The sequence below is a fragment of the Candidatus Poriferisodalis sp. genome, assembly GCF_965208895.1.
Lineage (GTDB): Bacteria > Actinomycetota > Acidimicrobiia > Acidimicrobiales > Poriferisodalaceae > Poriferisodalis.
Genome location: NZ_OZ242363.1, coordinates 3,883,150 through 3,905,929, shown reverse-complemented (window position 1 = coordinate 3,905,929; position 22,780 = coordinate 3,883,150). Strand labels below are relative to the sequence as shown.

27 protein-coding genes and 1 pseudogene are annotated in these 22,780 nt (G+C 66.2%); 15 read left to right on the top strand and 13 right to left on the bottom strand.

From position 1 onward, the window contains the following. Positions 1-29 precede the first annotated feature (29 nt). Positions 30-644, top strand: a complete 615-nt coding sequence (locus ACOGJB_RS17565; protein WP_419838376.1) for a PQ-loop domain-containing transporter — start codon at positions 30-32, stop codon at positions 642-644. A gap of 37 nt (positions 645-681) precedes the next feature. On the opposite strand, the gene ACOGJB_RS17560 is transcribed toward ACOGJB_RS17565, so the two are convergent. Next, complete coding sequence (locus ACOGJB_RS17560; protein ID WP_419838375.1) at positions 682-1,152, bottom strand: hypothetical protein; 471 nt, start codon at positions 1,150-1,152, stop codon at positions 682-684. 111 nt (positions 1,153-1,263) lie between these two features. Next, entirely contained in the window at positions 1,264-1,518 is a 255-nt protein-coding gene (locus tag ACOGJB_RS17555; RefSeq protein ID WP_419838374.1) for a hypothetical protein, read from the bottom strand. Positions 1,519-1,764: 246 nt separating this feature from the next. On the opposite strand from ACOGJB_RS17555, the gene ACOGJB_RS17550 reads away from it, so the two are divergent. The 7 genes from ACOGJB_RS17550 (at position 1,765) to ACOGJB_RS17520 (ending at position 10,001) form a co-directional block, all read left to right on the top strand. Continuing rightward, positions 1,765-2,544: an indole-3-glycerol-phosphate synthase gene (locus ACOGJB_RS17550; protein WP_419838373.1), complete on the top strand. Its 780-nt coding sequence runs from the start codon at positions 1,765-1,767 to the stop codon at positions 2,542-2,544. A 585-nt stretch (positions 2,545-3,129) separates the two neighbouring features. After that, a complete protein-coding gene (locus ACOGJB_RS17545; protein WP_419838372.1) occupies positions 3,130-4,614 on the top strand; it encodes an amidase in 1,485 nt (494 codons plus the stop codon). Positions 4,615-4,803: 189 nt separating this feature from the next. After that, positions 4,804-6,315, top strand: coding sequence for an amidase (locus tag ACOGJB_RS17540; RefSeq protein ID WP_419838371.1), 1,512 nt, complete (start codon positions 4,804-4,806; stop codon positions 6,313-6,315). After that, the gene (locus ACOGJB_RS17535; RefSeq protein ID WP_419838370.1) at positions 6,312-6,821 is read left to right on the top strand and encodes a hypothetical protein; all 510 of its coding nucleotides are present in this window, start codon (positions 6,312-6,314) and stop codon (positions 6,819-6,821) included. The genes ACOGJB_RS17540 and ACOGJB_RS17535 overlap by 4 nt, the downstream gene beginning before the upstream one ends. A gap of 70 nt (positions 6,822-6,891) precedes the next feature. Next, positions 6,892-7,743, top strand: a complete 852-nt coding sequence (locus ACOGJB_RS17530) for a fumarylacetoacetate hydrolase family protein (RefSeq protein ID WP_419838369.1) — start codon at positions 6,892-6,894, stop codon at positions 7,741-7,743. 417 nt (positions 7,744-8,160) lie between these two features. After that, complete coding sequence (locus ACOGJB_RS17525; RefSeq protein WP_419838368.1) at positions 8,161-9,504, top strand: D-alanyl-D-alanine carboxypeptidase family protein; 1,344 nt, start codon at positions 8,161-8,163, stop codon at positions 9,502-9,504. A gap of 230 nt (positions 9,505-9,734) precedes the next feature. After that, complete coding sequence (locus ACOGJB_RS17520; protein ID WP_419838367.1) at positions 9,735-10,001, top strand: hypothetical protein; 267 nt, start codon at positions 9,735-9,737, stop codon at positions 9,999-10,001. A gap of 157 nt (positions 10,002-10,158) precedes the next feature. On the opposite strand, the gene ACOGJB_RS17515 is transcribed toward ACOGJB_RS17520, so the two are convergent. From ACOGJB_RS17515 to ACOGJB_RS17505, 3 genes are all read right to left on the bottom strand, one after another. Next, positions 10,159-10,329, bottom strand: coding sequence for a hypothetical protein (locus ACOGJB_RS17515; protein WP_419838366.1), 171 nt, complete (start codon positions 10,327-10,329; stop codon positions 10,159-10,161). 261 nt (positions 10,330-10,590) lie between these two features. Beyond that, positions 10,591-10,857, bottom strand: a complete 267-nt coding sequence (locus ACOGJB_RS17510; protein WP_419838365.1) for a cupin domain-containing protein — start codon at positions 10,855-10,857, stop codon at positions 10,591-10,593. Positions 10,858-10,995: 138 nt separating this feature from the next. Continuing rightward, positions 10,996-11,286, bottom strand: coding sequence for a hypothetical protein (locus ACOGJB_RS17505; RefSeq protein WP_419838364.1), 291 nt, complete (start codon positions 11,284-11,286; stop codon positions 10,996-10,998). Between the two features lie 90 nt (positions 11,287-11,376). Here ACOGJB_RS17505 and ACOGJB_RS17500 point away from each other — a divergent pair, with 90 nt between their 5' ends. Then, on the top strand, positions 11,377-12,660 hold the full coding sequence (locus tag ACOGJB_RS17500) for an acyl-CoA dehydrogenase family protein (RefSeq protein ID WP_419838363.1): 1,284 nt from the start codon (positions 11,377-11,379) through the stop codon (positions 12,658-12,660). A 55-nt stretch (positions 12,661-12,715) separates the two neighbouring features. Further along, positions 12,716-13,567 (top strand): LLM class F420-dependent oxidoreductase, encoded by an 852-nt coding sequence (locus tag ACOGJB_RS17495; protein ID WP_419838362.1) that lies wholly within the window; start codon positions 12,716-12,718, stop codon positions 13,565-13,567. Positions 13,568-13,740: 173 nt separating this feature from the next. Here ACOGJB_RS17495 and ACOGJB_RS17490 read toward each other — a convergent pair whose 3' ends face one another. Beyond that, positions 13,741-14,994 carry a sulfotransferase family protein gene (locus ACOGJB_RS17490; RefSeq protein WP_419838361.1) on the bottom strand — a complete coding sequence of 418 codons (1,254 nt, stop codon included), beginning with the start codon at positions 14,992-14,994 and terminating at the stop codon, positions 13,741-13,743. A gap of 132 nt (positions 14,995-15,126) precedes the next feature. On the opposite strand from ACOGJB_RS17490, the pseudogene ACOGJB_RS17485 reads away from it, so the two are divergent. The 3 genes and pseudogenes from ACOGJB_RS17485 to ACOGJB_RS17475 form a co-directional block, all read left to right on the top strand. Continuing rightward, a pseudogene (locus ACOGJB_RS17485) lies at positions 15,127-15,318 on the top strand (VapC toxin family PIN domain ribonuclease); the annotation flags it as partial. A 52-nt stretch (positions 15,319-15,370) separates the two neighbouring features. Further along, positions 15,371-15,622, top strand: coding sequence for a ribbon-helix-helix protein, CopG family (locus tag ACOGJB_RS17480; protein ID WP_419838360.1), 252 nt, complete (start codon positions 15,371-15,373; stop codon positions 15,620-15,622). Then, positions 15,616-15,939: a type II toxin-antitoxin system PemK/MazF family toxin gene (locus ACOGJB_RS17475; RefSeq protein ID WP_419838359.1), complete on the top strand. Its 324-nt coding sequence runs from the start codon at positions 15,616-15,618 to the stop codon at positions 15,937-15,939. The genes ACOGJB_RS17480 and ACOGJB_RS17475 overlap by 7 nt, the downstream gene beginning before the upstream one ends. A 173-nt stretch (positions 15,940-16,112) precedes the next feature. Here the strand turns inward: ACOGJB_RS17475 and ACOGJB_RS17470 are convergent, their stop codons facing one another. Together ACOGJB_RS17470 and ACOGJB_RS17465 are read right to left on the bottom strand one after the other, a co-directional pair. Next, the gene (locus ACOGJB_RS17470; protein ID WP_419838358.1) at positions 16,113-16,907 is read right to left on the bottom strand and encodes a DUF5131 family protein; all 795 of its coding nucleotides are present in this window, start codon (positions 16,905-16,907) and stop codon (positions 16,113-16,115) included. A 204-nt stretch (positions 16,908-17,111) separates the two neighbouring features. After that, positions 17,112-18,551: an N-6 DNA methylase gene (locus ACOGJB_RS17465; RefSeq protein WP_419838357.1), complete on the bottom strand. Its 1,440-nt coding sequence runs from the start codon at positions 18,549-18,551 to the stop codon at positions 17,112-17,114. Positions 18,552-18,709: 158 nt separating this feature from the next. Between ACOGJB_RS17465 and ACOGJB_RS17460 the strand changes: the two genes are divergently transcribed. Both ACOGJB_RS17460 and ACOGJB_RS17455 read left to right on the top strand, forming a co-directional pair. Further along, on the top strand, positions 18,710-19,045 hold the full coding sequence (locus ACOGJB_RS17460; protein ID WP_419838356.1) for a hypothetical protein: 336 nt from the start codon (positions 18,710-18,712) through the stop codon (positions 19,043-19,045). After that, entirely contained in the window at positions 19,042-19,440 is a 399-nt protein-coding gene (locus tag ACOGJB_RS17455; RefSeq protein WP_419838355.1) for a hypothetical protein, read from the top strand. The genes ACOGJB_RS17460 and ACOGJB_RS17455 overlap by 4 nt, the downstream gene beginning before the upstream one ends. A 52-nt stretch (positions 19,441-19,492) precedes the next feature. Here the strand turns inward: ACOGJB_RS17455 and ACOGJB_RS17450 are convergent, their stop codons facing one another. From ACOGJB_RS17450 to ACOGJB_RS17430, 5 genes are all read right to left on the bottom strand, one after another. Continuing rightward, positions 19,493-21,265, bottom strand: a complete 1,773-nt coding sequence (locus ACOGJB_RS17450; RefSeq protein WP_419838354.1) for an RNA-binding domain-containing protein — start codon at positions 21,263-21,265, stop codon at positions 19,493-19,495. Next, complete coding sequence (locus ACOGJB_RS17445) at positions 21,262-21,837, bottom strand: hypothetical protein (RefSeq protein WP_419838353.1); 576 nt, start codon at positions 21,835-21,837, stop codon at positions 21,262-21,264. The genes ACOGJB_RS17450 and ACOGJB_RS17445 overlap by 4 nt, the downstream gene beginning before the upstream one ends. Positions 21,838-21,938: 101 nt before the next feature. Further along, positions 21,939-22,064, bottom strand: a complete 126-nt coding sequence (locus ACOGJB_RS17440) for a hypothetical protein (protein ID WP_419838352.1) — start codon at positions 22,062-22,064, stop codon at positions 21,939-21,941. Beyond that, the gene (locus ACOGJB_RS17435; RefSeq protein ID WP_419838351.1) at positions 22,061-22,435 is read right to left on the bottom strand and encodes a clan AA aspartic protease; all 375 of its coding nucleotides are present in this window, start codon (positions 22,433-22,435) and stop codon (positions 22,061-22,063) included. The genes ACOGJB_RS17440 and ACOGJB_RS17435 overlap by 4 nt, the downstream gene beginning before the upstream one ends. Further along, a complete protein-coding gene (locus ACOGJB_RS17430; protein WP_419838350.1) occupies positions 22,432-22,707 on the bottom strand; it encodes a hypothetical protein in 276 nt (91 codons plus the stop codon). Before ACOGJB_RS17430 ends, ACOGJB_RS17435 begins: the two co-directional genes overlap by 4 nt. Between the last annotated feature and the right edge of the window lie 73 nt (positions 22,708-22,780).

Genomic DNA, 22,780 nt, shown 5'->3' with positions numbered 1-22,780 from the left:
TCGCGCCGGAGTCGGCTGCAAGACCGTCGATGACGCAGGATCAATTCGCTGTGCTGGTCGCCGGCGTGGCCACCGCAATGACGTTTGTGCAAGTGGTGCCCCAGGTGGTGCGGCTCTTGCGCCTGAAGCGAACCGAAGGTGCCTCGCCCGCTTGGGCGGCAATCGGCATGGTGATCAACTTCGGCTGGATCGCGTACGTGATCGCCGAGGAATTCTGGGTCACGATCCCCGCAATCCTCGCGGCGGTCATCAGCTTCGGAGTGGTGCTGTACCTGCTGTGGCGCAACGGCGCCGACGTACGCCTAGCGGTGATTTCCGGCATCGCCGTGGGCGTGGCTTGCGTGGTCTTGCAGCGTGTCGCCGGCTGGAATGACTTCGGCACGGTGCTCGGATTGTCGAATGGTCTCTACCTCGGGCCGTCGGTGTATGCCGCGTGGCGGATGTATGCGCCGGTCGGCGTGGCCCCGCTGACGTGGGTGCTCACCGCGGGCGAGGGTCTGCTGTGGGGCTACTACGGGGTGCTCGTCGAGGCGGTCCCGATCATGGTCTACGGCAGCACGGCGTTCCTGCTCGCGGCGCTCATCCTCCTGCGACTGTGGATCACCCGGCACCGGATTCGGGCTGAGCTCGCACCACCCGACTGACCGAGCACTCGACGCTCGACTACGGCGCAGGCCTCGTCTACGACGTGGGAAGCGGGCAGGCGACGGCCTGATACGTGCGCAGCCGCTTGCGCAGCGTCCACACGAGGAGCGCAAGGGCGGCCAGCCCCACGACGGGCTGCACCGGCGCCCACCACGACAGCGCCCCCGAGATGCCCACGAGCGCAACGACTGCCTGGTTGCACACGGGACAGCCGACGGCAAGGAACGAGACAAAGCCGCCCCAGATGGTGGAGGTGCCCTGGCGTTCAACCGCCGCTTCGGTGACTGCGTCGCCGCTCGCGGCCGGGCGGATCGCAAAGATCAAGCCAATTAAGGCCGAGGTGACCAAGAGGATCACGTAGTCGAGCCACCCCGTCTCGACGGGCCTGCCGAAGATGGGCGTGTCGATCACATCTGAAGGGACGCCGATCAACACAGCGGCAACGGCGCCGTACACCACGGCTCTGGGCCACACCGTACGAGGCAGCTCCCGCAGATCCCTCAGCACCAAGGCGACGCTACTCCGCCCCCCGTCCCAGCCGTCCGCGCCACGATCGGAAGCGACCCAACGGTTGATGAGAGGATCGCTCCTGCGGCCGACCCTTGTGCTCGCACACGTTCAGCGCTCGAGTTCGCGGATGGTCTCGAGCAGGGTTGCGGTGTCGCGCAGCCAGCTCACTACCCGGTCGATGCAATCTGGGCGGGTCACGTCGAGCAGCACTGTGGCGACTGCGATTGTGTCACCAGATTCATCGTCGGCAACCATCGTGGTGGTCGGCCGCAACCGTGCATCAGCCGCCACCAGCACACCGGCCGCACGGAGTTGGCGCCGCTGGATCTCACCGCCATCGTCATTCATGAGGTCACTATTCATAATATTTCAATGTATTTCTATGTCTTCCTTGGGACCAATCGATTTCCGCTACCAGCCACCGGGGCGGAACGGCGCCGGTGACCGCTCCGACCTGCTCACGACTCGGCAGCGAACCTGACTTGGCGGCTTGCTTGCCCCAGAGCAACACCGACTGCTTGGAACTCTTCGTTTAGGTCTGTGTGGGGGCCCGTAGAGTCTCGAACCAATCAAGCCGACGCCATCGACTCTTGGGGGGTGTTCGTTCCTATGGCTGCTGACAATCCGGCTGCCGACGACGCCGAGAACGGCTCGGTCGTCGCCGGACATCGATTCGCTGACGCACTGAGGGAAAAGGGGCTGTCGGTCATCGCCGAGATCAAGCGGCGGTCACCGTCCCGAGGGGCACTACGAGCCGACGCCGATGCTGCGGATCTCGCGTCGGAGTACAAGTCGGGCGGGGCGGCGTGCCTGTCGGTGTTGACTGAGAGGGAGCGGTTCGGCGGCTCCCCCGAAGACTTGCAGGCTGCGAAAGCGGTGACCGGTCTGCCGGTGCTTCGCAAGGACTTCCTGCGCACGCTCGACGACGTGCGTGACAGCCACGAGATGGGTGCCGATGCGATGCTCGTCATCCTGGCCGACATCGAGCCGGCACTGCTGCCGCCGATGCAGGAACTGGCGCTGTCACTCGGTGTGGACGTGCTGACCGAGGTCCGAGACGAGGCTGAGTTCGAAGCGGCCCTCGACCTCGGCGCCTACATGATCGCGATCAACCAGCGTGACAACCCCGAGTCGACCAAATTCACCGTGGACTACGACAAGGCGGTGCGGGTCAGCCGCTACTTCGACGGGTTCGCCAGGATCGACCAAGAGATCCTGGTCGTGGCAGCTTCTGGCATCGGCGTCCAAGGCGGAACACCGATGAGAGCGATTGCACAGGCCGGCTACGACGCCGCCCTAGTCGGAGAAGCACTGGTAGTGGCAGACGACCCCCCGGCGCTGCTGCGAGGACTGCTCGCCGACGCCGAATCCCAGGCTGGCGCGGGATAGTCGATACTTCGACGCCCCAGACTTCGACGCCCCAGACTTCGACGCCCCAGACTTCGACGCCCCAGCCCCGTGACCCAATAGTGCCGGTCAATTGCCGCCATCGAGCGGCACATCGGGCGGCCCAACGACGACACTCCCTGCCAACCTGTCATGCCAGCCCTGCCGACGACGGCCTTTCCCGCCGGCCCCGCTCCTGTGTCCATGAATCCCATGCAGGCTCCAATTCTTGGAGCCTGCGCGAAACCCAGGGTGAATCAGCTGCGGATGCGGAGGTTGCTCCGACTGCGCGCCGGCGGCTGCACTGTCCAATCCGTGCGATGATCCGTTCAGCCCTGCCCGCTTGCCATGGCCGTGTTTGATGCGCCGGCCCTCACCGGGCCGGCCGGGTGAAGGCGGCCGGTCGGGCAGCCGCCGCTCCAGCTCCCGCCAGGGAATGCCCGAATTCGTGAAACCCACGGCGCAACACTAACGAACATCAGTTCTAAGAACAAAAGTTCCTAGAACAGAAGTTCTGAGGTCGTACCCGTCCAGATGCGCGACAGCGCATCCCGTGATCCCACCCGGGAACCGCACTACGTTGCGCTCATGGCCGAATCATCACTCGCCGGCACATCTGCCGGCGCACCAGCCAGCGACCTGCCCGACGGTGTGGACACCGCTGAGCTGTTCGCCTCGGGCACCGCCTCGGCCCTCGAGCTCCTCGATGAGGCCATCGCCCGGGCCGACCGGCTCAACCCCCAGATCAACGCCATCATCGGGCGGCTCGACGGCAATGCCCGCCAGGCGGCCGAAAGCCACGACGCCGCACGGGACGCGGGCGCCGGCGGCGGGACGCTGGCAGGGGTCCCGTTCCTCACCAAGGACCTGACCTGCACCACCGAAGGCCAGCCCTATCACGCCGGCAACGCGGCGCTCAAAGACGCGGGCTATGCCGCATCGAGCACAGCTCATCTGGCGACCATGTTCGCCGCATTGGGATTGGTGAATTTCGGGCGCACCAACACGCCCGAATTCGGCCTGACCATCACAACCGAGCCGGTGGCCTACGGCCCTACAGCAAACCCGTGGAACACCGGCCATTCGACCGGCGGGTCCAGCGGCGGGTCTGCCGCGGCAGTCGCCGCAGGCATCGTGCCCATCGCGCACGCCAACGACGGGGGCGGCTCGATCCGCGTGCCTGCCGCCAATTGCGGGCTCTTCGGGCTGAAACCCAACCGCGGGCGAGTCTCGCTCGGACCCGACTCAGGAGACGGATGGGCCGGCTTCAGCGTCGACGGCGTCGTCAGCCGCAGCGTGCGCGACAGTGCCCGGGTGCTCGACGGCATCAGCCGGCCGTGGCCCGGTGACCCGTACTGGGCACCGCCGCCGTCGGACACCTTCGAATCCGCTGCGGGCCGCGAGCCCCAAGCACTGCGGGTCGGCCTGTGCGCTCACTCCGAGTGGGGTCCAACCGATGCGCAGTGCCGTCACGCTGTCGAAGCCGCCGGGCGGCTCGCCGAGAGCTTGGGACACAAGGTCGACTACTCACACCCCGCCGAGATGTTCCACGAAGAGTTCTTCGATCACTTCCGCACGATCGTGTCTGTGCAGAACGTCGTCATGCTGGCCGGAGTCGAACAAGCCCTGGGCCGGCCCATGAGCCGGCCCGATGTCGAAGGCGACACGTGGGCGCTCTTGGAAATCGGGCGCAGTGTCAGCGGAACGCAGTATGTGGCCGCGCTCGAGTGGTGCCATGCGTGGACGCGACGCCTCGCCGCATGGTGGGCTTCTCACGATGTCCTGGTCTCGCCGATCATGGCCGAGCCGCCGCCTCGCCTCGGCGAGTTGCGCAACCCCGAGACCGGCCGAGGCCGGCTGAACGAACTGCTGCACTTCACGCCCCAGTTCAACGTGTCCGGGCAGCCTGCGATGTCGGTGCCGCTGAGCTGGACCGAGTCAGGACTTCCCGTGGGCGTGCAGTTCGTAGGTCCCCACGCCGGCGAGGAAATGCTGCTGTCGCTCGCCGGCCAGCTGGAGCGCGCCGCGCCATGGGCGGGGCGCACACCGCCTCTCTGGGCCGGGACGGCTTGAGGAGACACGCTGACAGGTGAGCCTTCCCGCTGCCCCATCGTTTGTCCCCCGCTCTTGTTCGCTGTCGCTCACGGGCCGCTCGGGCCACGGCTTCGCCCTGCACCTCCCGCTCTTGTTCGCTGTCGCTCACGGGCCGCTCGGGCCCGGGGCTCAGCCTCGGAGACTTCCGGCTCTGCGTATGCCCGCCCGATGACCGCCGGCTGCCGCAACGAGGACGCGACGGCGCTGGAGGCGGCCTTTGCAGCCGGCGAGACGAATCCGTCGGAGGCGATGCAGGCCGCGCTCGAGCGGATGGAGCGGCTGAACGCAGCGCTGAACGCAGTCATCCATCCTCGACCCGAGCGGGCCCTGGCTGAGGCCGCCGAGGCGACGCAGCGCTGGTCGGATCGCCGTGCGGGCGTATGCGATCACCGTGACGCGCCGTTCGACGGCATCCCGATAGCGGTCAAGGATCTCGGCTGCGAGCAAGCGGGCGAGTTCCACCACGCCGGGGCGCGCTTTCTCATCGACTTGGAATGGCGCGGCACGCTCGACAGCCACCTGTACCGGTTGCTGCGCAGTGCGGGAATGGTCTCGGTCGGGCGCACGAACACCCCTGAGTTCGGCACCACCATCACCACGGAGCCGGCTGTCTATGGCCCGACCGCAAACCCGTGGGACCTGACCCGCTCTGCGGGCGGGTCGAGCGGCGGTTCGGCAGCGGCCGTCGCGGCAGGCATCGTGCCGCTCGCGCATGGCAACGACGGCGGTGGCTCGATACGCGTGCCGGCTGCGGCATGCGGCCTCATCGGGTTGAAGCCATCTCGAGGCCGGGTCTCGACCGCTCCGCGGCTCGGCGAGCATCGCGGCGGATTCGCCGTCGATGGGATGCTCACGCGCACAGTGCGCGATGCAGCGCGATGCTTGGATGTCATCAGCCGTCCAGCCCCCGGGGATCCCTACATCGCTCCCCCGCTTCGGCCCGGCGAGTCATTCGCCGACTCGGCGACAGCCTCGTTGCCGCCTCTGCGCATCGCCGTGTCGACGGGAACCGGCGGCCGTGCCAGCGAACCGGTTCGGAGTGCCACTGAGCGCACGGCAAGCCTGCTGGCCGAATTGGGCCACCGTGTCGAGCCTGATACCGCACCTGACGGCTGGTACAGCTCCGAAATCGCCGATCACGCGATCGTCGTGCGCACCGTGGCCATGGCGGCCGAACTGGCCGGCTGGACGGAACGGCTGGGGCGGCCGATGACAGCCGACGACATCGAGCCCGCCAACTGGTGGTCGGCCGAACTGGGCCGTTCGCTGCCGGCCACCGCCTTCGTGCAGTCGCTGGAAGAACTCGCACGCTGGCGCAGGCGCGTCATGCCGTTCTGGAGCGCTGGGCCACTTGTCCAAGGGGGCCCGCGGAGCCAAGACACCTACGACGTGCTGCTCACGCCCGTGCTCGCCGACGTGACACCGCCGCTCGGCTACCTGTCCGACCCGACCGACGGCGCCAGGCGCATCGCTGAGTTGGCCGTGTTCGTCAACCAGGCCAACATGAGCGGGCAGCCAGCCGTCTCGCTGCCGACGGCGCTCGACCCCGATGGCCTGCCGCTGGGCATGCAACTGCACGCCGCGCACGGCGGCGAGCAGTTGTTGCTCGCCGTCGCACAGCAAATCGCCGATGCCGACGGGCTGATCCCCCTCGGCCTCCCGATGCAAGAGTCGGGATGACTCCCTCGGACCGTGCACTCGAGCGAGCAGTCGAACTGCTCAGCGAGATCGGCTCGACCGTACGCAGCGCAGTGGTGGTCACCGATGTCGCAACGGCCAGAGCGCACCGACGCATCATGATCGTCCGGGTAGCCGGATTCGCCCTTGGCGCCGGCTTTGCGATCGCGTGGGGCATCGGCTGGCTGCTGATCGTGGCGGCAGTCGTCGCGCACCAACTCCTGTTCAACGTGCATCGACTGCTCGCAGCGACCGATGAAGGGCTTGTCCTCGCCGACATCAGCTTCCGCCGGGCAGATGTCGTCGCTCGCTGGGCCGCCGGCGCCGACGCGACCCTGGTGCTGCGCACCGACAGCCCACGGGTGGAGGTCACCGTCGAGCCGCCGCTGGACAGCCTCGGCGTCGGCGAGCCGTGGACCGGTCACGTGAGCGGAACGGACCTCGACTCATTCGAGGCCACGATCCGCACGGCGGGAGGCGAACCGCTGCGCCGAACCGCGACGAACTGACGCCCAGGGGCCGAGTCGACGAGCACACCCTCAGCGAGCAAGCCGGCGCCGACAAGTACGGTGGCACGCCGTGAGACTGCTGCGCTACACAATCGCCGGCGACGACTCGACCCGCATCGGTGTCGCGACTGATGACGGAGTCGCGCGGCTCGACGGCCGGGAAGCAAATGGCGGAACCATCACCACCATCGGGCAGGCGGTTGCTGCCGCCCTGGCCGATCCGGCGTCGCTCGCCCAGATTCCAACCGAACGTGGGTGGGACGACATCACGTTCGCCCTTCCCGCAGACGTGGGCGCTCGCATGCTGTGCGCCGGTGCGAACTATCACAAGAAGTACCCGCTGGGCGGCAATGTGCAGGCACCGGCGCAACCGGTCTACTTCAACAAGCCTCCGGGCACGCTCGTGGCTCACAACGAGCGTCTCGTCCGGCCCACGGCGTCGGTTCAGTTCGACTACGAGGTGGAGCTGGCAGTGATCATCGGTCGGGCAGGCCGTCATATTGACGCTTCCGAAGCGCTCGGCTTCGTGGGCGGCTACACGATCCTCAACGACGGATCGGTCCGGGACTGGCAGCGCCACAGCGTGGCAGCGGGCAAGAACTTCTTCCGCTCCGGGTCGATGGGCCCCTGGATCACCACCGCTGACGAGATCGCTGACCCCGCCGCGCTGGAGGTGATCTGCCGCGTGAACGGCGCGCAGCGCCAGCGGGCCAGTGCGAGCGAGATGATCTTCTCCGTTCCCGAGATCATCTCGTACCTGTCGAAGGTGATGCCGCTCGAACCCGGCGATGTCATCGCCACGGGCTCGCCCGAGGGCACCGGCGGATCTCACGAACCGCCACGCTGGCTGGTTCCGGGCGACGAGATCGACTTCGAGGTCCCCGGCATCGGGATTCTGCACAATCGCGTCGTCGACGAGTAGCCGCGCTCAGCCCGAGCCGGCAGGGTCTGAGGGGCCGAATCACCTCACCCATGCCGAGGTTCCCTGCCGTGACCATGACTGTCGGGGACAGGATCGTTCTGGGAGCGGGCTGAGAATCCCTGAGGGCGACACCCACGGCCGGCCGTTCGTCGGTACCTTGGGCCGAAGGTCCCGGTCATCGCTTGCGATGACCACGGGCGACCGCAAGCACTCGACGGCGCCGGCGCCGAGCTGGCTTCAGAGGAAGCGCGATTTGGTGAACCTTCCCGCTGCTGCATCTGCTGTTTCCCGCTCTCGCTCGCTTCGCTCACGGGCCGCTCGGGCCACGGCTGCGCCATTCGGCTCAGCCTCCTAGCAAGGACGCGCCTGGTGCGAGGTTCACGGCAACGCTCACGCCGAGATGCGACTCACCGACCGGTGGCGCGGCGCGGCGTCGCAGCGATCGCGTTCGCGCTCGTCGTGAGCGTCGTGCCGATTGCCGGCACCGGTGCGCAGTCGCAGCCCTCCGATGCTGAGCTGCGCAAGCGCCAAGAACAGCTGGAACAGCAGCAGAAGGAACTCGAGGCACAGCTTGCCGAGGAGAAGCGGATCCGTGATGAGGCCCAAGCGGACCTGCTCGGGAAGATCGTGGAAGTCGACTTGCAGCAGGCCGATGTCAACGAGGTGCTGGTGGCCTTCGACCAGCTGAGGCTGCTGGTGAACGAGCAGCGAGCCGATCTCGACCAAGCCGAGTTGGCCTTGGCCGGCGCTGAGGCATCGGTCGAGGCGGCGATCCAGCGCGTTCTGTCGCTCGACGAGCAGCACTCTGAGTTGGGCCAGCGCGTCATCGACCTCATCGTTCAGACCTATGTCGGTCACGACGCTCTGGTGGAAGGCTCCTACGGTTTGGTGCGCACCGGCGACATCTACGATGCTGCCCGCATCCGGGTCCTCATCGGTGCGGCCCTTGGCGACTTGAACGCAACCGGTGACCAGCTGAGGGCCCTCACCATTGACGCGGAACTGGCGTTGCGCGAATTCGAGCGAGCCGAGGAACTGCGAGACATCCGTCGCGTCGAGTCCGAGCGCGCACTGGAGGACTTGCTCGACGCCGTCGAGCAAGAGGCCATCGTGCTCGTGGAGCTCGAGGACGAGCTCGACGCCTTGCTGTACGAGCAGGCGGCGCTGCAGGAATGGAACGACGACGCCGCAGCCGATGTCGCCGAGACGGCAATCCTCGTCACCAGCGCCATCACCGAGCAGCGACGCATCGAGACCGAACTGAAGCGCCGGAAGGCAGAAGAGGAACGCAAGCGGCGCGAGGCAGAGGAACGAGCCCGCCGGGAGCGTGAAGGCACTGCTGGGCAACCCATCGACAACAACATCGACCTCAGCGAGCTGACGTGGGTGGGCGGCATCCGAGTGCACGAGTCGATCGCCAGCAAGGTGCAAGACCTGCTCGAGCACGCGGCCCGTGACGAGATCAGGCTGACCGGAGGCGGCTACCGCAGCGCCGCATCGCAGATCGCGTTGCGCCGGGCGCACTGCGGGACGAGCCAGTGGGCGATCTACCAGAGACCCTCCTACCAGTGCCGACCGCCTACCGCCCGGCCAGGTCGATCCATGCACGAGCGCGGCCTCGCGATCGACTTCCGGCACAACGGGCGCTCGATCACCAGCCGCAACTCGACGGCATTCCAGTGGTTGAAGAGGAACGCTGCGACTTACGGCCTGTACAACCTGCCCAGCGAGCCTTGGCACTGGTCCACCAACGGCAACTGACCCGGACCGGCGCCGGCTGATTCCGGTGCTGGTGTTCCGATAATCGCTGGCACTGAGACGCGTGTCAACATATGTTGCAGCCCTGCCTCGCCGCCGGGCCCTCACGGCGTGCCGACCATCGAAGACCGCGGCATCTGCCGGACTTCGCACTGCCCCCTCAGCCGGACTGATCCGCGTACAGGGTGCCGGAAGCCCGTCTCACCGCCGCGCCTAGACTCAAGGAGCACCCCGTGGCTATCGACGAGATCGAACGGACCGCCTTGGTGAACCAACTCATCACCACGCTCGGCGAAGAACCCGCCGCCACGCTCATGAAATGCGTCCTGCCCGACGGTGCCGACAGAGTCGCCACCAAGGATGACATCGCTGCCGTCGAAGAACGCATGCGCGCCTACGTCGACAGCGCCATCGCCAAGCAGACTCGCACGATGATGCTGTCGATGACAGGAATCATGGTGGCCCTCTTGACACCGCTGTACGCAGGATTGCTCGGCTAGCCAAACCGGCACGCACTTCGCCAGCGCACCGCCATACTCCGGCTCAGTCGTAGGTGGCTTCGCGCTGCCAGCGGCCACCCTCGACGGCGCACAGATGGGCGGTGCCGTCGTCGAGCACCAGCTGGAACCGGGCCTGGCGGCGGCGTGCTCGCAAGTCCTACCAACGCTCGTCCAGCGGCCACGGCCCTGCCCACGCCGTGATGGCGCTGGTGCGCCCGTCAGCCCGCCGCAGCACCACGGGAGGAGCGCTGAGGTGCACCCTGCCGCTCACACCCACCGGCTCGCCGTCTGCATCAAGTACCACGAGCGGCTCTGGTTCTGCCAACACCTCGGCAGGGGCCGGCGCACCCAGCCGTCCCGGCCAGGGGGACGCTGTATCTGATTCGCCGGCCCCACGAGGACCGGCTGTGTTTGATTCGCCGACCCCACGAGGGCCGGCTGTGTCCCGCATCTGTACTGCCATCGCGACAGGCTAGACGAACAATTGTCTTCACAAACGAATGTTTACTTGCTGTCGTCTGTATTCGTGCTTCGCCTGAAGCGTCTGCGGCAAAGGCGACGCTTCGGCCAGGAGTCGCGCTGCGTCGAGCTACTTCGTCCCGACGAGCAGGGTGGCGCCGATCGGGCCAGCCTGCTCGCTGTGCAGCATGCCAGCGGGAACCTCGCACCAGTCCCCCACGGCCATGACCCGGGTCTCATCAGTGAGCCCCAGCCGGAACTCGCCCTCGGTCACCATGGCCATCGCCGAGAAATCGTGGCTGTGAAGCTCCCCGTCGGCATCGGGCGCGAACACCGCGTCTCGGGGCTCGCCATAGCCCCGCGCAGTGAGCTCGGAACGAAACTCGTCTTCGGTCATGGGCGCAACGGTAGCCCTGAAGTGACGATGCCGGTACGCGTGGCGGCCGTGCTTGTCGCTACCGCCAGCGAGCCAGCGGCCGTGCTTGTCGCTACCGCCAGCGAGCCAGCGGCCGTGCTTGTCGCTACCGCCAGCGAGCTAGCGGTAGTGAGCGAACAGCTCTTCGATGATCTCGGCGATGCCGTCAGAGGTATGACCCCGAGAAAGGTCGATGGTGGCCACGTTGCCGTACACGTGGATGTGGTCGACGCCGCCCCGCTGGAACAGGCGCCATGCCAGCAGGTCGGCCGGGTCCTCGGCGCTGGCCGCATCGTCCGCACTGTTGTAGTAGCGATGGCCCGCCCCGGTCAGCGGACGGTTCGTCTCGAATTGAACGGTGCCCGCACGGACGGACGACGGTCGTTCTGCTACACGGACGGGCTGACCCATGGCCGATGAGCGTAGCGAGATATGTCGCTAGCTTGGGGCTGCTTGTCCGCCGGACTTCCCCACAGTCCTCCCCACCATCAGGAGCCCGACATGGCCGCTGCCGACACCGCTGAGATCACCGAGGAGCAGTTTGCCGCTGAGGCGCTGGAGTTCTTGGAGGCCAACGCCAAGCGCAAGGCCGAACGGCGCGAGTTCGTGTGGGGCGAGGGCCCCGACAATGCGGCGCTCTTCGAAGAAGTCGACCGCGAGCGCGAGATGCAGGAACTCGAGGCGTCGAAGGAATGGCGGGCCACCAAGTACGACGCCGGTTTCGGCTGGATCAGTGGGCCGACCGAGCTGGGCGGCAGCGGCATGCCCCGCAAGTACGAGCGCGTCTGGGGCCAGCTCGAGAGCCAGTTCGACACGCCCGACGGCGGATTCTTCGGCATCGGCCTGGGCATGGTGGCACCCACCATCTTGGCCCACGCCAGCCCCGAGGTGTCCGCCGACGTGCTGCCTCAGATGTACCGGGCCGACATCGTGGGTTGCCAGCTGTTCTCCGAGCCGGGCGCCGGTTCAGACCTCGCCAGCCTGCAGATGCGAGCCGAGCGCGACGGCGAGGAGTGGATCCTCAACGGCCAGAAAGTGTGGACTTCGGGCGCGCACTACTCCGACATCGGCGAGGTGATCGCCCGGTCCGACTTCGACCAGCCCAAGCACCAGGGCCTGACCGGGTTCCTCGTGGACATGAAGGCCCCCGGCGTGGAAGTGCGGCCGCTGCGCCAGATGACCGGCGGGGCAAATTTCAACGAGGTGTACTTCACCGACGTGCGAGTGCCCGATTCGCACCGCCTCGGCGATGTGAACCAGGGCTGGGGCGTGGCGCTCACCACACTGATGAATGAGCGAGCGGCGATCGGCGGCGGCTCAGGGGGCGGCACCGGCGGCGGCAGCTTCACCAAGCTGGCGGCGATGGCCAATCACTACGGCCTGAACGCCGACGCGCTGTCCCGCCAGAAGCTCGCCGAGATCTACACCCACGGCAAGGTGCTCGGCTGGTCGAACCAGCGCACCATGGATTCACTGCGGGCCGGCCGCACGCCCGGGCCGGAGATGTCGCTGTCGAAGATGGGGCTGATCCGCCAGATGAACGCCACCTGCGAGTTCGTAGCCGACACGATCGGGCCGAGGCTGGTGGCGGACTCGGGCGAATGGGGCACGTTCTCGTGGGCCGGCTTCGTGCTGGGCTTCCCGGCCATGCGCATTGCCGGCGGCTCCGACGAAGTCATGCGCAACATCGTCGGCGAGCGTGTGCTCGGTCTGCCCAAGGAACCCGGCATCGACACCACGAGCCCGTTCCGCGACCTGAAAGTCGGCACCCAGCGCGCTGAGTGACCGAATTCGGCGGTCGGCGGGGCCTCAGGGCTCATCGACGGGAAGGCGCAAGCGCATGAAGATCGGGCTGGCAACACCGAACAGCGACTACGGGCACCGCACGACCGACATGGCGGTCGAGGCCGAACAGCGCGGCTATGACTCGCTGTGGGTGGGCGAGCACAGCCACATTCCGGCAAGCCGCGAAACGCCGCACCCGGCCGGAATCGAGCTGCCACAGCTCTACTGGCACATGCGCGACCCGTTCACCTCGCTGGGCGCGGCGGCGGCTGTGACGTCGAGGATCAAGCTGGTGACCGGCGTGTGCCTGGTGCTCGAGCACGAGGTGCTTGACCTGGCGAAGAGCGTGGCGACGCTGGACGAGGTGTCCGACGGGCGGTTCCTGTTTGGCGTGGGCGTCGGCTGGAATCGAGAGGAGCTGGCCAATGTGTCGGCGGTGCCGTGGGCGCAGCGGTACGTGGCCATGCGCGAGACGATCGAGGCGCTGCGCGGCCAATGGAGCCAGCACGAGGCGGGCTACTCGGGCACACATGTGCACATCGAGCCGTCGTGGGTGTACCCCAAACCGGTCCAGCAGCCGGGGCCACCGGTGCTGATGGGCTGCCAGGGACGGATTGGCATGCAGCACGCGGCGGAATATGCCGACGGGTGGTGCCCGCTCGACGACTTCTTGGGCGATCCGCGCAAGGCCGTCGATCGCTTCCGGTCCGCTGTGGAGTCCTACGGGCGAGATCCCGACAGCGTGCCGATCTCGATGTATTGCTTCAGCCGGCCGACTGAAGAGAAGCTGGAGCTGTATCGGCAACTCGGTGTGGAGCGGACCGTCTTCGGCGCACCCGACGGGGCCGAGCGGCATCAACGCTTCGTGGAGCGCAATCAGCACCTCCTCGACACCTTCGCCGACTGACGCCCGGCCGCAGATCCGGCCGGTCAGCGTGCCGATCGGCGCCCTCGATACGCGGCGGGCGGCCGCCTCGACCCGCTCAAGCGGGTGGTCCTCGACCGAGCGCTCCGTTACGCACTCAACATCGTCTACTGACGGGCCCGCTCCCGATCCTCGGCAAGGGGGACGAGCTCGGCTCAGCCTTCTGGGGGCAGGTCGAAGTGTTCGATGTACTGCTTTGTGGCGGCACGAATGCCCTGCGCAGTGAATCCCCAGTCCTCGGGCTGGTAGCGATGAGTGCCGTACTTGCCCTTGGGCTTGTGCGCCAGGTAGTCACGCACGGCTTTGGCGTAGGCATCGGTCATCGGCAGGCCCATCTGCTCGAGGGCGGTGCCCAGCGCTCCGACGGGGTCGCTCACCAGCTGGGTGTAGCGGACGTCCACGAAGCGCTCATTTGGCACGACGCCGGTGGTCCGCAGGTTCACCGAGTCGTTGAGGGCGAAGGCGAAGGCATCGTGCACGAATTGGGCGTACCCGCCGACGTCCACATCGGAAAAGCGCATCCAGTGGACCAAGGTCGTAATGCTGGCAGTGGAAGCCATGGTGCGCGCCGGGTCGCGGTGGGTCTGGATCACCCAGGCGTCGCCGAAGGCGGCGAACAGCTGCGGCAGCACGAAGAGGTGGCCGGGCGTCTTGAGCACCCATCGGGTGGGACCCGCGCCGTGCTGGAGCACCTGGAGAATCTGTCGCTCGTAGCTGAAGTTCACGTCGAGGTCGGGAACCCACCCGGTCAGCGGGGCAATCATGCTCCAGTGGTAGCCGGCGAAGCTGCCGGTGGTGAGCGTGATGCACTCGACGGGCAGGTCGGCCCGGAATTCGTGCATGGCCAGGAACTCGGGCTGGATGTCGGCCCAGAACTCCTGCTCGCACTCGCCCATCTCGCGCCGATCGGCGAGGCCAGATTCGGGCAGCGGCACCGGGTGGAGCGCCTCGGCGCCGAGCGGGGCTCGCAGGTCGGGATGCAGGTCGAGGAGCTCAAACAGGATCGTCGTGCCCGAGCGAGCGGGGCCGGCGATGATCGCCGGTGACGCCACGGGCTCTGCGGTGATGGCGGGAGTGGCGTCGATGGCTGCGGTGAGCAGAAGGCGGGTGCGCAGCGAGCGCAGCAGCTCCTGCTTGGTCATCAGCCGGCCGAGCAAGTGCATCGGCGAGGCGTCCAGATCGGCAGCCAGAGACTCGAAGCGTTGCTGCCAGCCCGGATCTCCCAAGTCGCCGACAGGCATGCCGCCGACGGAGGCGGTTGCCAGCTTCAGCAGCTCACTGGCATCGATAGGCACGAGATCCTGGGGCCGACCCCCGATCGAGTCGCCCATGAGGATGATGCGCCGCACCCAGTCAGGCCGGGTGTATCGCTCTCCCATGGACGCAAGCGTGACGTCGTCTTGAGTCATATGGCCGGCAACGTACCAGCGCCCCGCCGATGCCGAACTCGTCGCTCGCGGCCATGCGTTATCAACTGCGACGACATCGTTACCGTGCCGGTCACTCGCCTCGATGCAACTCCCACGGGCCAGCTCGGCACCGAACAGTCCGCCAGCCTGCTCGCGCGGCGCCACAGACTGCGCGGAGCCGACGCCGTCCATCTGGCAAGTGCGCTGGTGCTCGACACCGCCGACTTGGTGGTCGCGGTATGGGATCGCCGCCTCCACGACGGAGCAGTGGCCGAACATCTAGCCGTCGTGCCCGCCACGTTGCAACGGCCGGCGAACAACTGAGAACCGCGACGCCGGAGATCTGGTTCGCCTCCATCACCATATGATTTAGCATATGACTATGGCTCGGCGTGAAGTACTGGTTCAGCTCGACGACGAACTCATCGAACGACTTGCGGCGATCGCAGCAGCTGAGGGAACGAACAGGTCCGCGTTGCTTCGTCGCGGTGCACGAGCTGTGATCGAAGCCACCGATCTGGCCGCGGCCGATGCCGAGCTCGATGCTGCATATCGCCGCCAGCCGCAGGATCCGGCGTTCGTCGAGGCGGCAGCACGATTGGCGGCCGAGACAGCGCCGCCGTGGTAGCGCGCAACGAGATCTATTGGGGTGATCTCGGGGAGCCCGGCGGGCGACGACCCCTGTGCGTGCTGACGAGGGACGCGGCGGCTTCGGTGCTGACAGCAATCACTTGCGCTCCGATCACTCGCACGATGCGCGGCATCCGCTCGGAGGTGGAGATCGGCGTCGATGAGGGATTGCCAGCGATGTGCGTCATCAGCTGCGACAACATCGTGACCGTGCCGATTGCGCGCCTCGACCCTGAACCAGTCGGCCGACTCGGTGCCCTCAAACGGGCACGACTCGATCAGGCACTCCGCTACGCCCTCGACATCGCGTACTGATGCGCCCCGTCCCGGAATCTGAAGATGCGCTCGGCCTCGCTGCCATACTGGACACCTCCACTGGTGGTTGCTGTGTTGAACAACCGGTCATCATGACCGATCACTCGCAACCACCGGTGGAGTCCGCCGATGCTTGGCGCGAGTGTGTTCTGGAATTGTCCAAGTCGTTGATGTCATGCCGCGGTGTCCAGAGAGCGGGCAATCTCGACAGGGACTTCCTTGAGCATCGACTCCTTCTGAGGCATCGAACCGTAGGCCAAGCCATCGAGTTCTCGGCCGCCAGCCTTGGGGGTGCGGCCTCCCCACTGCTTGAAGAAGAACTCGACGGCGGCGTCTGCGCACTGATCCCGCAGGTCTCTGACCCAATCGGCTTCCATCGGTCGGGCGCGCGGACCACTCTCACCTCCAGCGATGAGCCAGTGAATCTTGGTCAGGTCCAGGTTCGGCAGCGCCTCGAGGAGTGGTTCTGCGCTGATGAAGCGCACCGCGGCGTCAACCTTGCGCAGATGATCGATCCGGAAGGCGTAACGCGGTGTCTCAACGGTGACGCCCATCCACACGTTCGAGGGCCAGTCAAGATCACCTGCCACCGAAGCGAGTCGCTTCGACCGCTTGGTGAGCACCTGGTAGGTGTGCTGGGGCGTGTCGGCCATCACAGCGAACACTTTCTGGATGAAATTCAGCGGCACCTCTGGATGGAAGAGGTCGCTCATCGAGTTGACGAAGATCAGGCGCGGTCGACGCCAGTGCCGCGGACGGTCGAGCAGGTCGTAGTGCAGCGTGAGACCGAAACCGGGGCCGCTGAGGTCGGGATCGCCGTCTCGCTCGTACCGCGGATTTCCCATCGCCTTGAGACGCTTCGCCAGCGTCAGCGCGTAGCAGTTGTCGCACCCGATAGATGTCCGATCGCAACCGGTGGTGGGGTTCCAGGTCGCCTCGGTCCACTCGATTCCGGTGCGCTCACTCATGAACCCCTCCCTTCGGCAGATAGACGGTCGGACAAATCGTCGACATGTGGGTCGCTCAGCGCAGCGACTCGTCGGCAAGTGCACGAACTCCAGAGTGCACCGGGGGTGTGACAAGAACCTCTGACGAGAGTACGCGGGTTCCACTGCCGGCGACGGTGCTACCTCCGCCCGATACATGCCACATGACACGCTCGCGACGGCGGCTCACTCGGGTTCGGCAGTGCTCGCCAAACTCTCGGCGAGGGCTTGGATCTCGGCCAGGGCGGCTTCGAGGTCTTCGGCGATCTCGGCGGCGAGGACATCGGGGGGTGGCAGGTTGTCGGCGTCTTCGAGGCTCTCGTCTCGGAGCCAGAACAGGTCGAGGCTGACCTTGTCGCGGGCGATCAGCTCGTCGTAGGCATAGTGCTTGAACCGCTCGGATTCCTGACGGTTGTGGCGCGCGTCGGCCCGGTAGCAGGCGACGAAGTCGTCCAGGTCGGCTCTCGTGAGCGGGTTCTGCTTGAGCGTGAAGTGCTTGTTGGTGCGCAGGTCGTACACCCACAGCTCGCGAGTCCACGGGTCCTCGGCACCCTCGCGACGGCGGAAGAACAGTACGTTGGCCTTCACGCCCTGGGCGTAGAAGATCCCGGTCGGCAACCGCAGCAGGGTGTGGATTTCGCAGTCGTGCAGCAGCCGGCGGCGGATCGTCTCGCCGGCCCCCGCCTCGAAGAGCACGTTGTCGGGCACGACCACTGCTGCATCGCCGCCGATCTTCAGCAGGCTCACCACGTGCTGGACGAAGTTGAGCTGCTTGTTTCGGGTCGTCGCCCAGAAGTCCTCCCGCTCGTAGCTGTCCGACGACGACCGGCCGAACGGCGGGTTGGTCAGCACCATGTCAAAGGGTCTGCCTGGGGGGTCCCGCAGGGCGTCGTCCACGACGATCGGCGAGTCCGACTCGGGACTCTCGATGCCGTGCAGCAACATGTTCATGGCGCACAGACGAGCAGGCAGGTCGGCGATCTCCCACCCCGTGAACGCACCCGAGCGCAAGTGAGCAACCTGACCGGGCTCCAGGCGTGGGAACCGCTCGACAATCGACCGGTACGCACCCAAGAAGAACCCGCCGGTGCCGCAGGCGGGGTCGCAGATGCGATGGTCAGGCTCGGGCGCCATCACGTCGACGATGGCGTTGATGAGCGCCCGGGGCGTGAAGTACTGGCCCGCTCCCCTGGCGCCCTCCTGGGCGGTCTTCTCGATCAGGCCCTCGTACGCGTCGCCCTTGAGATCTGCGTCGTAGCTCATCCACTCGTGCTGATCGATGAAGTCCTTGATGAGCTGTTCCAGCTTGGCGGGCGTCTGGATGCGGTTGCGGGCTTTGTGGAACACCACGCCGAGCATGTCTTCGCTCATGCCCAGAGCCGACAGGCACTCGCTGTAGTGATCTTCAAGATCGGCACCCGAGCGGCTCAGGAGCGACTGCCAATCGTGCTCGACCGGAACGATGCGGTCGCCTCCGAGCATGACGTGCTGCTCATCGGCCATCTTCAAGAACAGCAGGTAGGTGAGCTGTTCCAGATAGTCGCCGTAGGACAGGCCGTCGTCTCGCAGCACGTCACAGAAGTCCCACAGCTTCTGCACCATCGCCTTCGGATCGTGTGCAGGCATCGGTTCACGCTACGCCGCGAGGCCCTACTGCGTAGCGTCCGTGGGTCGCCGGTTTTGCGCCCTGCCGGAAGCTGCCACGCTCATGTCGAGGGCGCCGACGGGGAGCGATCTGAGAAATCGGCTTCGATCAGCGAAGCGCGCACGCCTACGCTGGAGCCGTGACCGACGAGGATCTCTACCGGCTTTTTGGCAAGACCCCCACGAGGGAAATACCGGCTTGCGAGCTGCGCGTCGGAGACGTGGTGCGAATCGAGGACCCAGCTTCGTCAGGGCAGGGATTCACCGCGCTGACGGTGGATGCGATTGACGCAAGCACCGCGGGCAAGGTCGCGGCGCGTTTCGGCCAAGGCGAATTCATCGTCGAGTACTCCAGTTCCGACCCGACCCACCAGATCATCGATCTCGAATCGATCGAGGCACCGGAAGCTCCGAAGCAGCTCTCGTTTGGCACCGATGACATGGTGACCGTCGAACTTGCCATTTCCACAGCATGAGCGACCGCTACTTCGCGGTCTCCATCGACGGCACCGACTGGAGCGAACAGATCCTGCGATTCGGATTGACCAGGTCGAGAACAACGCTGCCCAGCCAAGAGTCCGGCAGCTCAACGCCTCGATCTGGCCGCCGAACCACATCGCTCCGGTTCACATTTCGCGCATCAGAGGACACGGAGGCGCTCGTGGGCACCATCCCGCCCGATACCAACGCAGAGGTGCTGCTCATATTGGCCCACGAAGATGAGGGTCATCGCTCTGTCGCTGCCTACTGCATGGACACGACGACACTTTCGCCGCCATGGGACACCAGTGTCGAGGTCGACGGCGAGGACTGCTTCGAATCGGACTGGTACGTCAAACACATGACGACCTGCCGCTACCGGTTTCCCTGAGCCCCGAACGACGGCAGCGACCAATCCGCCAAGGCTCGATCAGGTCCGGCGGTCAGGGGCGGCGGTAGTCCAGCAGTGACGAGCGTCCTTCGATGGCCGTCACGGTGACCAACAACACCTTCCCGTTGGAGTCTTCGAGTCGAAGCTGTTCGGTGCCGGGAGCGACGCGCACTGGCTGCTGCTGGCCATCGTTGATCGCGATGTTGTCCGCATACAGATAGGCGCGGTCGTGGGTGTCGCGAATGGGGTTCAGCCGTCCTACGAGGCCCGGCAGCTGCCCGGTCGATTCCGCGAACACCGCCGACCCGCCGCCCGGTACCTCCGTGAGCTCCACGGCCAGAGCCCGCTCCCCAGGCACCCAATCTCGTTCGACATGGCCCGCACAGCCCTCGCCCGCTGCGAACACAGTCATCGGAAGCTCCGCTGAATGCAGCTCCAGCTGCGCTTCGCCGTGTGCATCTGTCGTGGCACGCTTCCAAGCGTTGTTCGGGAACAACGCAAGCACCGTCGCTCCTTCCAGCGGCACCCCAGCCCGCCGCACAGTAACGATGGGGGTCGCCGGTTCCGCCGGAGGTGCCGATGCCGGAATGGTCAAACACAACTCGTCACCGTCCAGCAGGCGATAGGTCGGCAGCTTGCCGGTGAGCGCCTGGGTCTCGCGTCGGATGATGGTCACACCGTCGCCCCGGCGCTCCATGAAATAGCGGCGAGCCGCGGCTTCGATGCCGCTGGCGTCGAGCCGTCCGAATACCGACGTCAGCAGCTCGCTGCGGGTTGCCTGCCGCTCGCCCATGCCATCGATGCTCAGACTGTTCGGAAGCGATCCCGGGGAGCACAGTTCGAGGCGGTCGGCGAACATCGACAAGCGAATCCGGCTGGCGCGCAGTGCGTAGTCGCGGTGGACCACGGCATTCACGACTGCTTCGAACACTGCCTGAAGGCTGTACTCGGGCAGGTCTTCCCTCGCCGGCGTCTTGCGAGCGCTGACCCGCATGTTCCGCTGCACGAACAGCATCGCATCACGGACCTGGCGGTCGAGCGGGCCGTCGATGGTCTGCGCATCAAATTGACCCGACGCGCGGTCGGCGCCGCGGTAGCGCACTGCTGAGATCTCGGCGCCCGGGATCAGCTGCGCCGGCTTACGGGTGCACATCAATGCCCCCGCAACCGAGACACGCACCTCGCCGATCTCGTCCCGCGTGAGCAAACCCAGCTTGGCGAGGCCCACCTGCGGATCTGCCAAGCCCTCATCGCTGAGCAGTGGTCGCCACAAGTCCTCGTCAAGTGTGGAAAAGCCGGTTGCGGCCACCGGCTGATGATCGAATCCCGCAAACCGTGCCTGACCGCGACGTTGTGCGAGCCGCAGACGCTCATCCGGCGACAGCAGCACCTTCGCAGCACCGACGCGTTGAAAGGCACCGCCGGGGCCGTCGTGCTGAGCATCACTGCGGGGCACCGCAATCAGCAGGAACGCACGGCCCTGCATCTCTCTACGATAAATCTGCACGCGGACCCTCGGCTTCACGGCATCGGTGCCGATTTCGCGGACCGCTTGCTCAACCGAATCCAACTGCTCCCGCGACATACCAGTCACGACGCCTGCATCGGTAACTCCCAACAGCAGTACGCCGCCGTCGGAGTTAGCGAACGCCACGATCTCATCGGCCCAGGTGTCGCGCTGACGACCAGCGACTCGGCCGCCGCGGAACTCGACCTCCTTGAACTCCCAACTGCTGTCCTCACCAAGCCGAATGTGGCGCTCGACTACATCGTCAGCGAACGGCAGGGGTGTCCTGTGAGGATCTGAGTTCGCGTCCTCGTTCATCGTGCCCCTGCCTCGATGCCTTCCAGCATGACCGACGCCGCCTCGTCATCGGGACTCTGTGGAACCAACTTGCCGCAGAACGCTTCCTGGAGGATCGAACGACGAAGGAGTGCGATCTTGGGATGCTGGAAGCTTGACTCAACGGCGTCGAGCCGGGAGAAGTGCTCTTCGATGGCGGCGACGATGCGTTTCTGCTCAGCGCGCGGAGCTACCGCTATCGGGAATCGCGTCAGACCTCGCTTGCCGATGTGTCGGATGTTGACACCGCGGCCGGCCTCGCCGAATCTTCCCGTCAAGGCCGAGTAGAAGCAGTACCAGTAGAGATAGCCTAGGTCGATGCCGCGCGTGCGCAGCCGTAGCAGGGTGTTCTGGAAACAGCAGTCCGCGATCTCGCCCCGCCAGATGGCTGGCTTGCCGACTTCGTTCGGGCTGCCCGAGGCCTCGTTCAGGAGGAGGTCGCCCGGTTCGAGCCGATAGGTCTCGAAGTCGCGGTCGTCGAAGTTCATCTCTTTCACGTCGTCCAAGGAGATTCCATTCCATGTCACGTTGGCGGCACGGAGGTACGGGCGCATGTGACTGCCACTGTGATGCTGCGGTGAGCGCTGCCGCCCCAGCTGCACATCTGCAATGTCTCCAAGCGTTGCCTGCACCCAACTGCATGGGAGGTCGTTGCTCATGCGGCCAGGGCGAGCGTGAGTTCGTTGAGCAGAGCGTCGAGGTCGTGGCCGAAGAGTTGGCGGGCTTTGCCGCGATCGCTGATGCGCGTTGCCTCCCACTCGGGGGACATTTCGTGGGTCATGCGGGGAGCGGATCGATGCGGACTCGGCCGCCGCGGCGTGCCTCGACCCAAAGCTCGTGGCCCTCGAGCAATGACATGCCAACCAGCGGTTCCGACTCCGTTTCATGGACCGCTACGCCTCGTTCGTTGCCCGACCAGCCGACGCTCGCGACGTAGGTGTCGAAGTCTTCCTCGTTGCCGTTCGCCAGCCTCAGCTTCATGGCGCCGACACGTGTGAGGCCCAGGCCGCTCACTACATGGGGTGGGAGTGTGATGTCGCCGCTGTAGCCGGTATCGATGACGGCGTCCACTCGGCTGGTCCGCTCGGCGGGACCCGACACGGTCAGCGGAAGGACCGCTTCGAGAGCGTTATTCACAGTGCCCTCGATCATTTCCGTGACCGCAGCCTGTTTCCCCCGAAGCCTTCCACCGCTCGGTAGCCCACCCTCAGGAACCACACGTCGGTGGCCTCGGGGCACCGCACTCTCAAATCGGCTGACGCATCGAGCACCTTGTCGGCGATGGCCCAGCAGCCGCTGTCGACATCGATGGCGACGACGCGGCCGTGCTGGTCCTCAGCGAGGCTCGGCTCAATGTCGCGTTCGTAGATTTCTTCACCGCGACGGGCCGTTTCCTTACGGTCACGCGCACTTCGAACTGCCATGGCTGTCACCTCATGTCGCTCGCGCCGACAAGCTCAGCCTAACTCTGGACGGTCGATCGACTCCAAGCGGTTT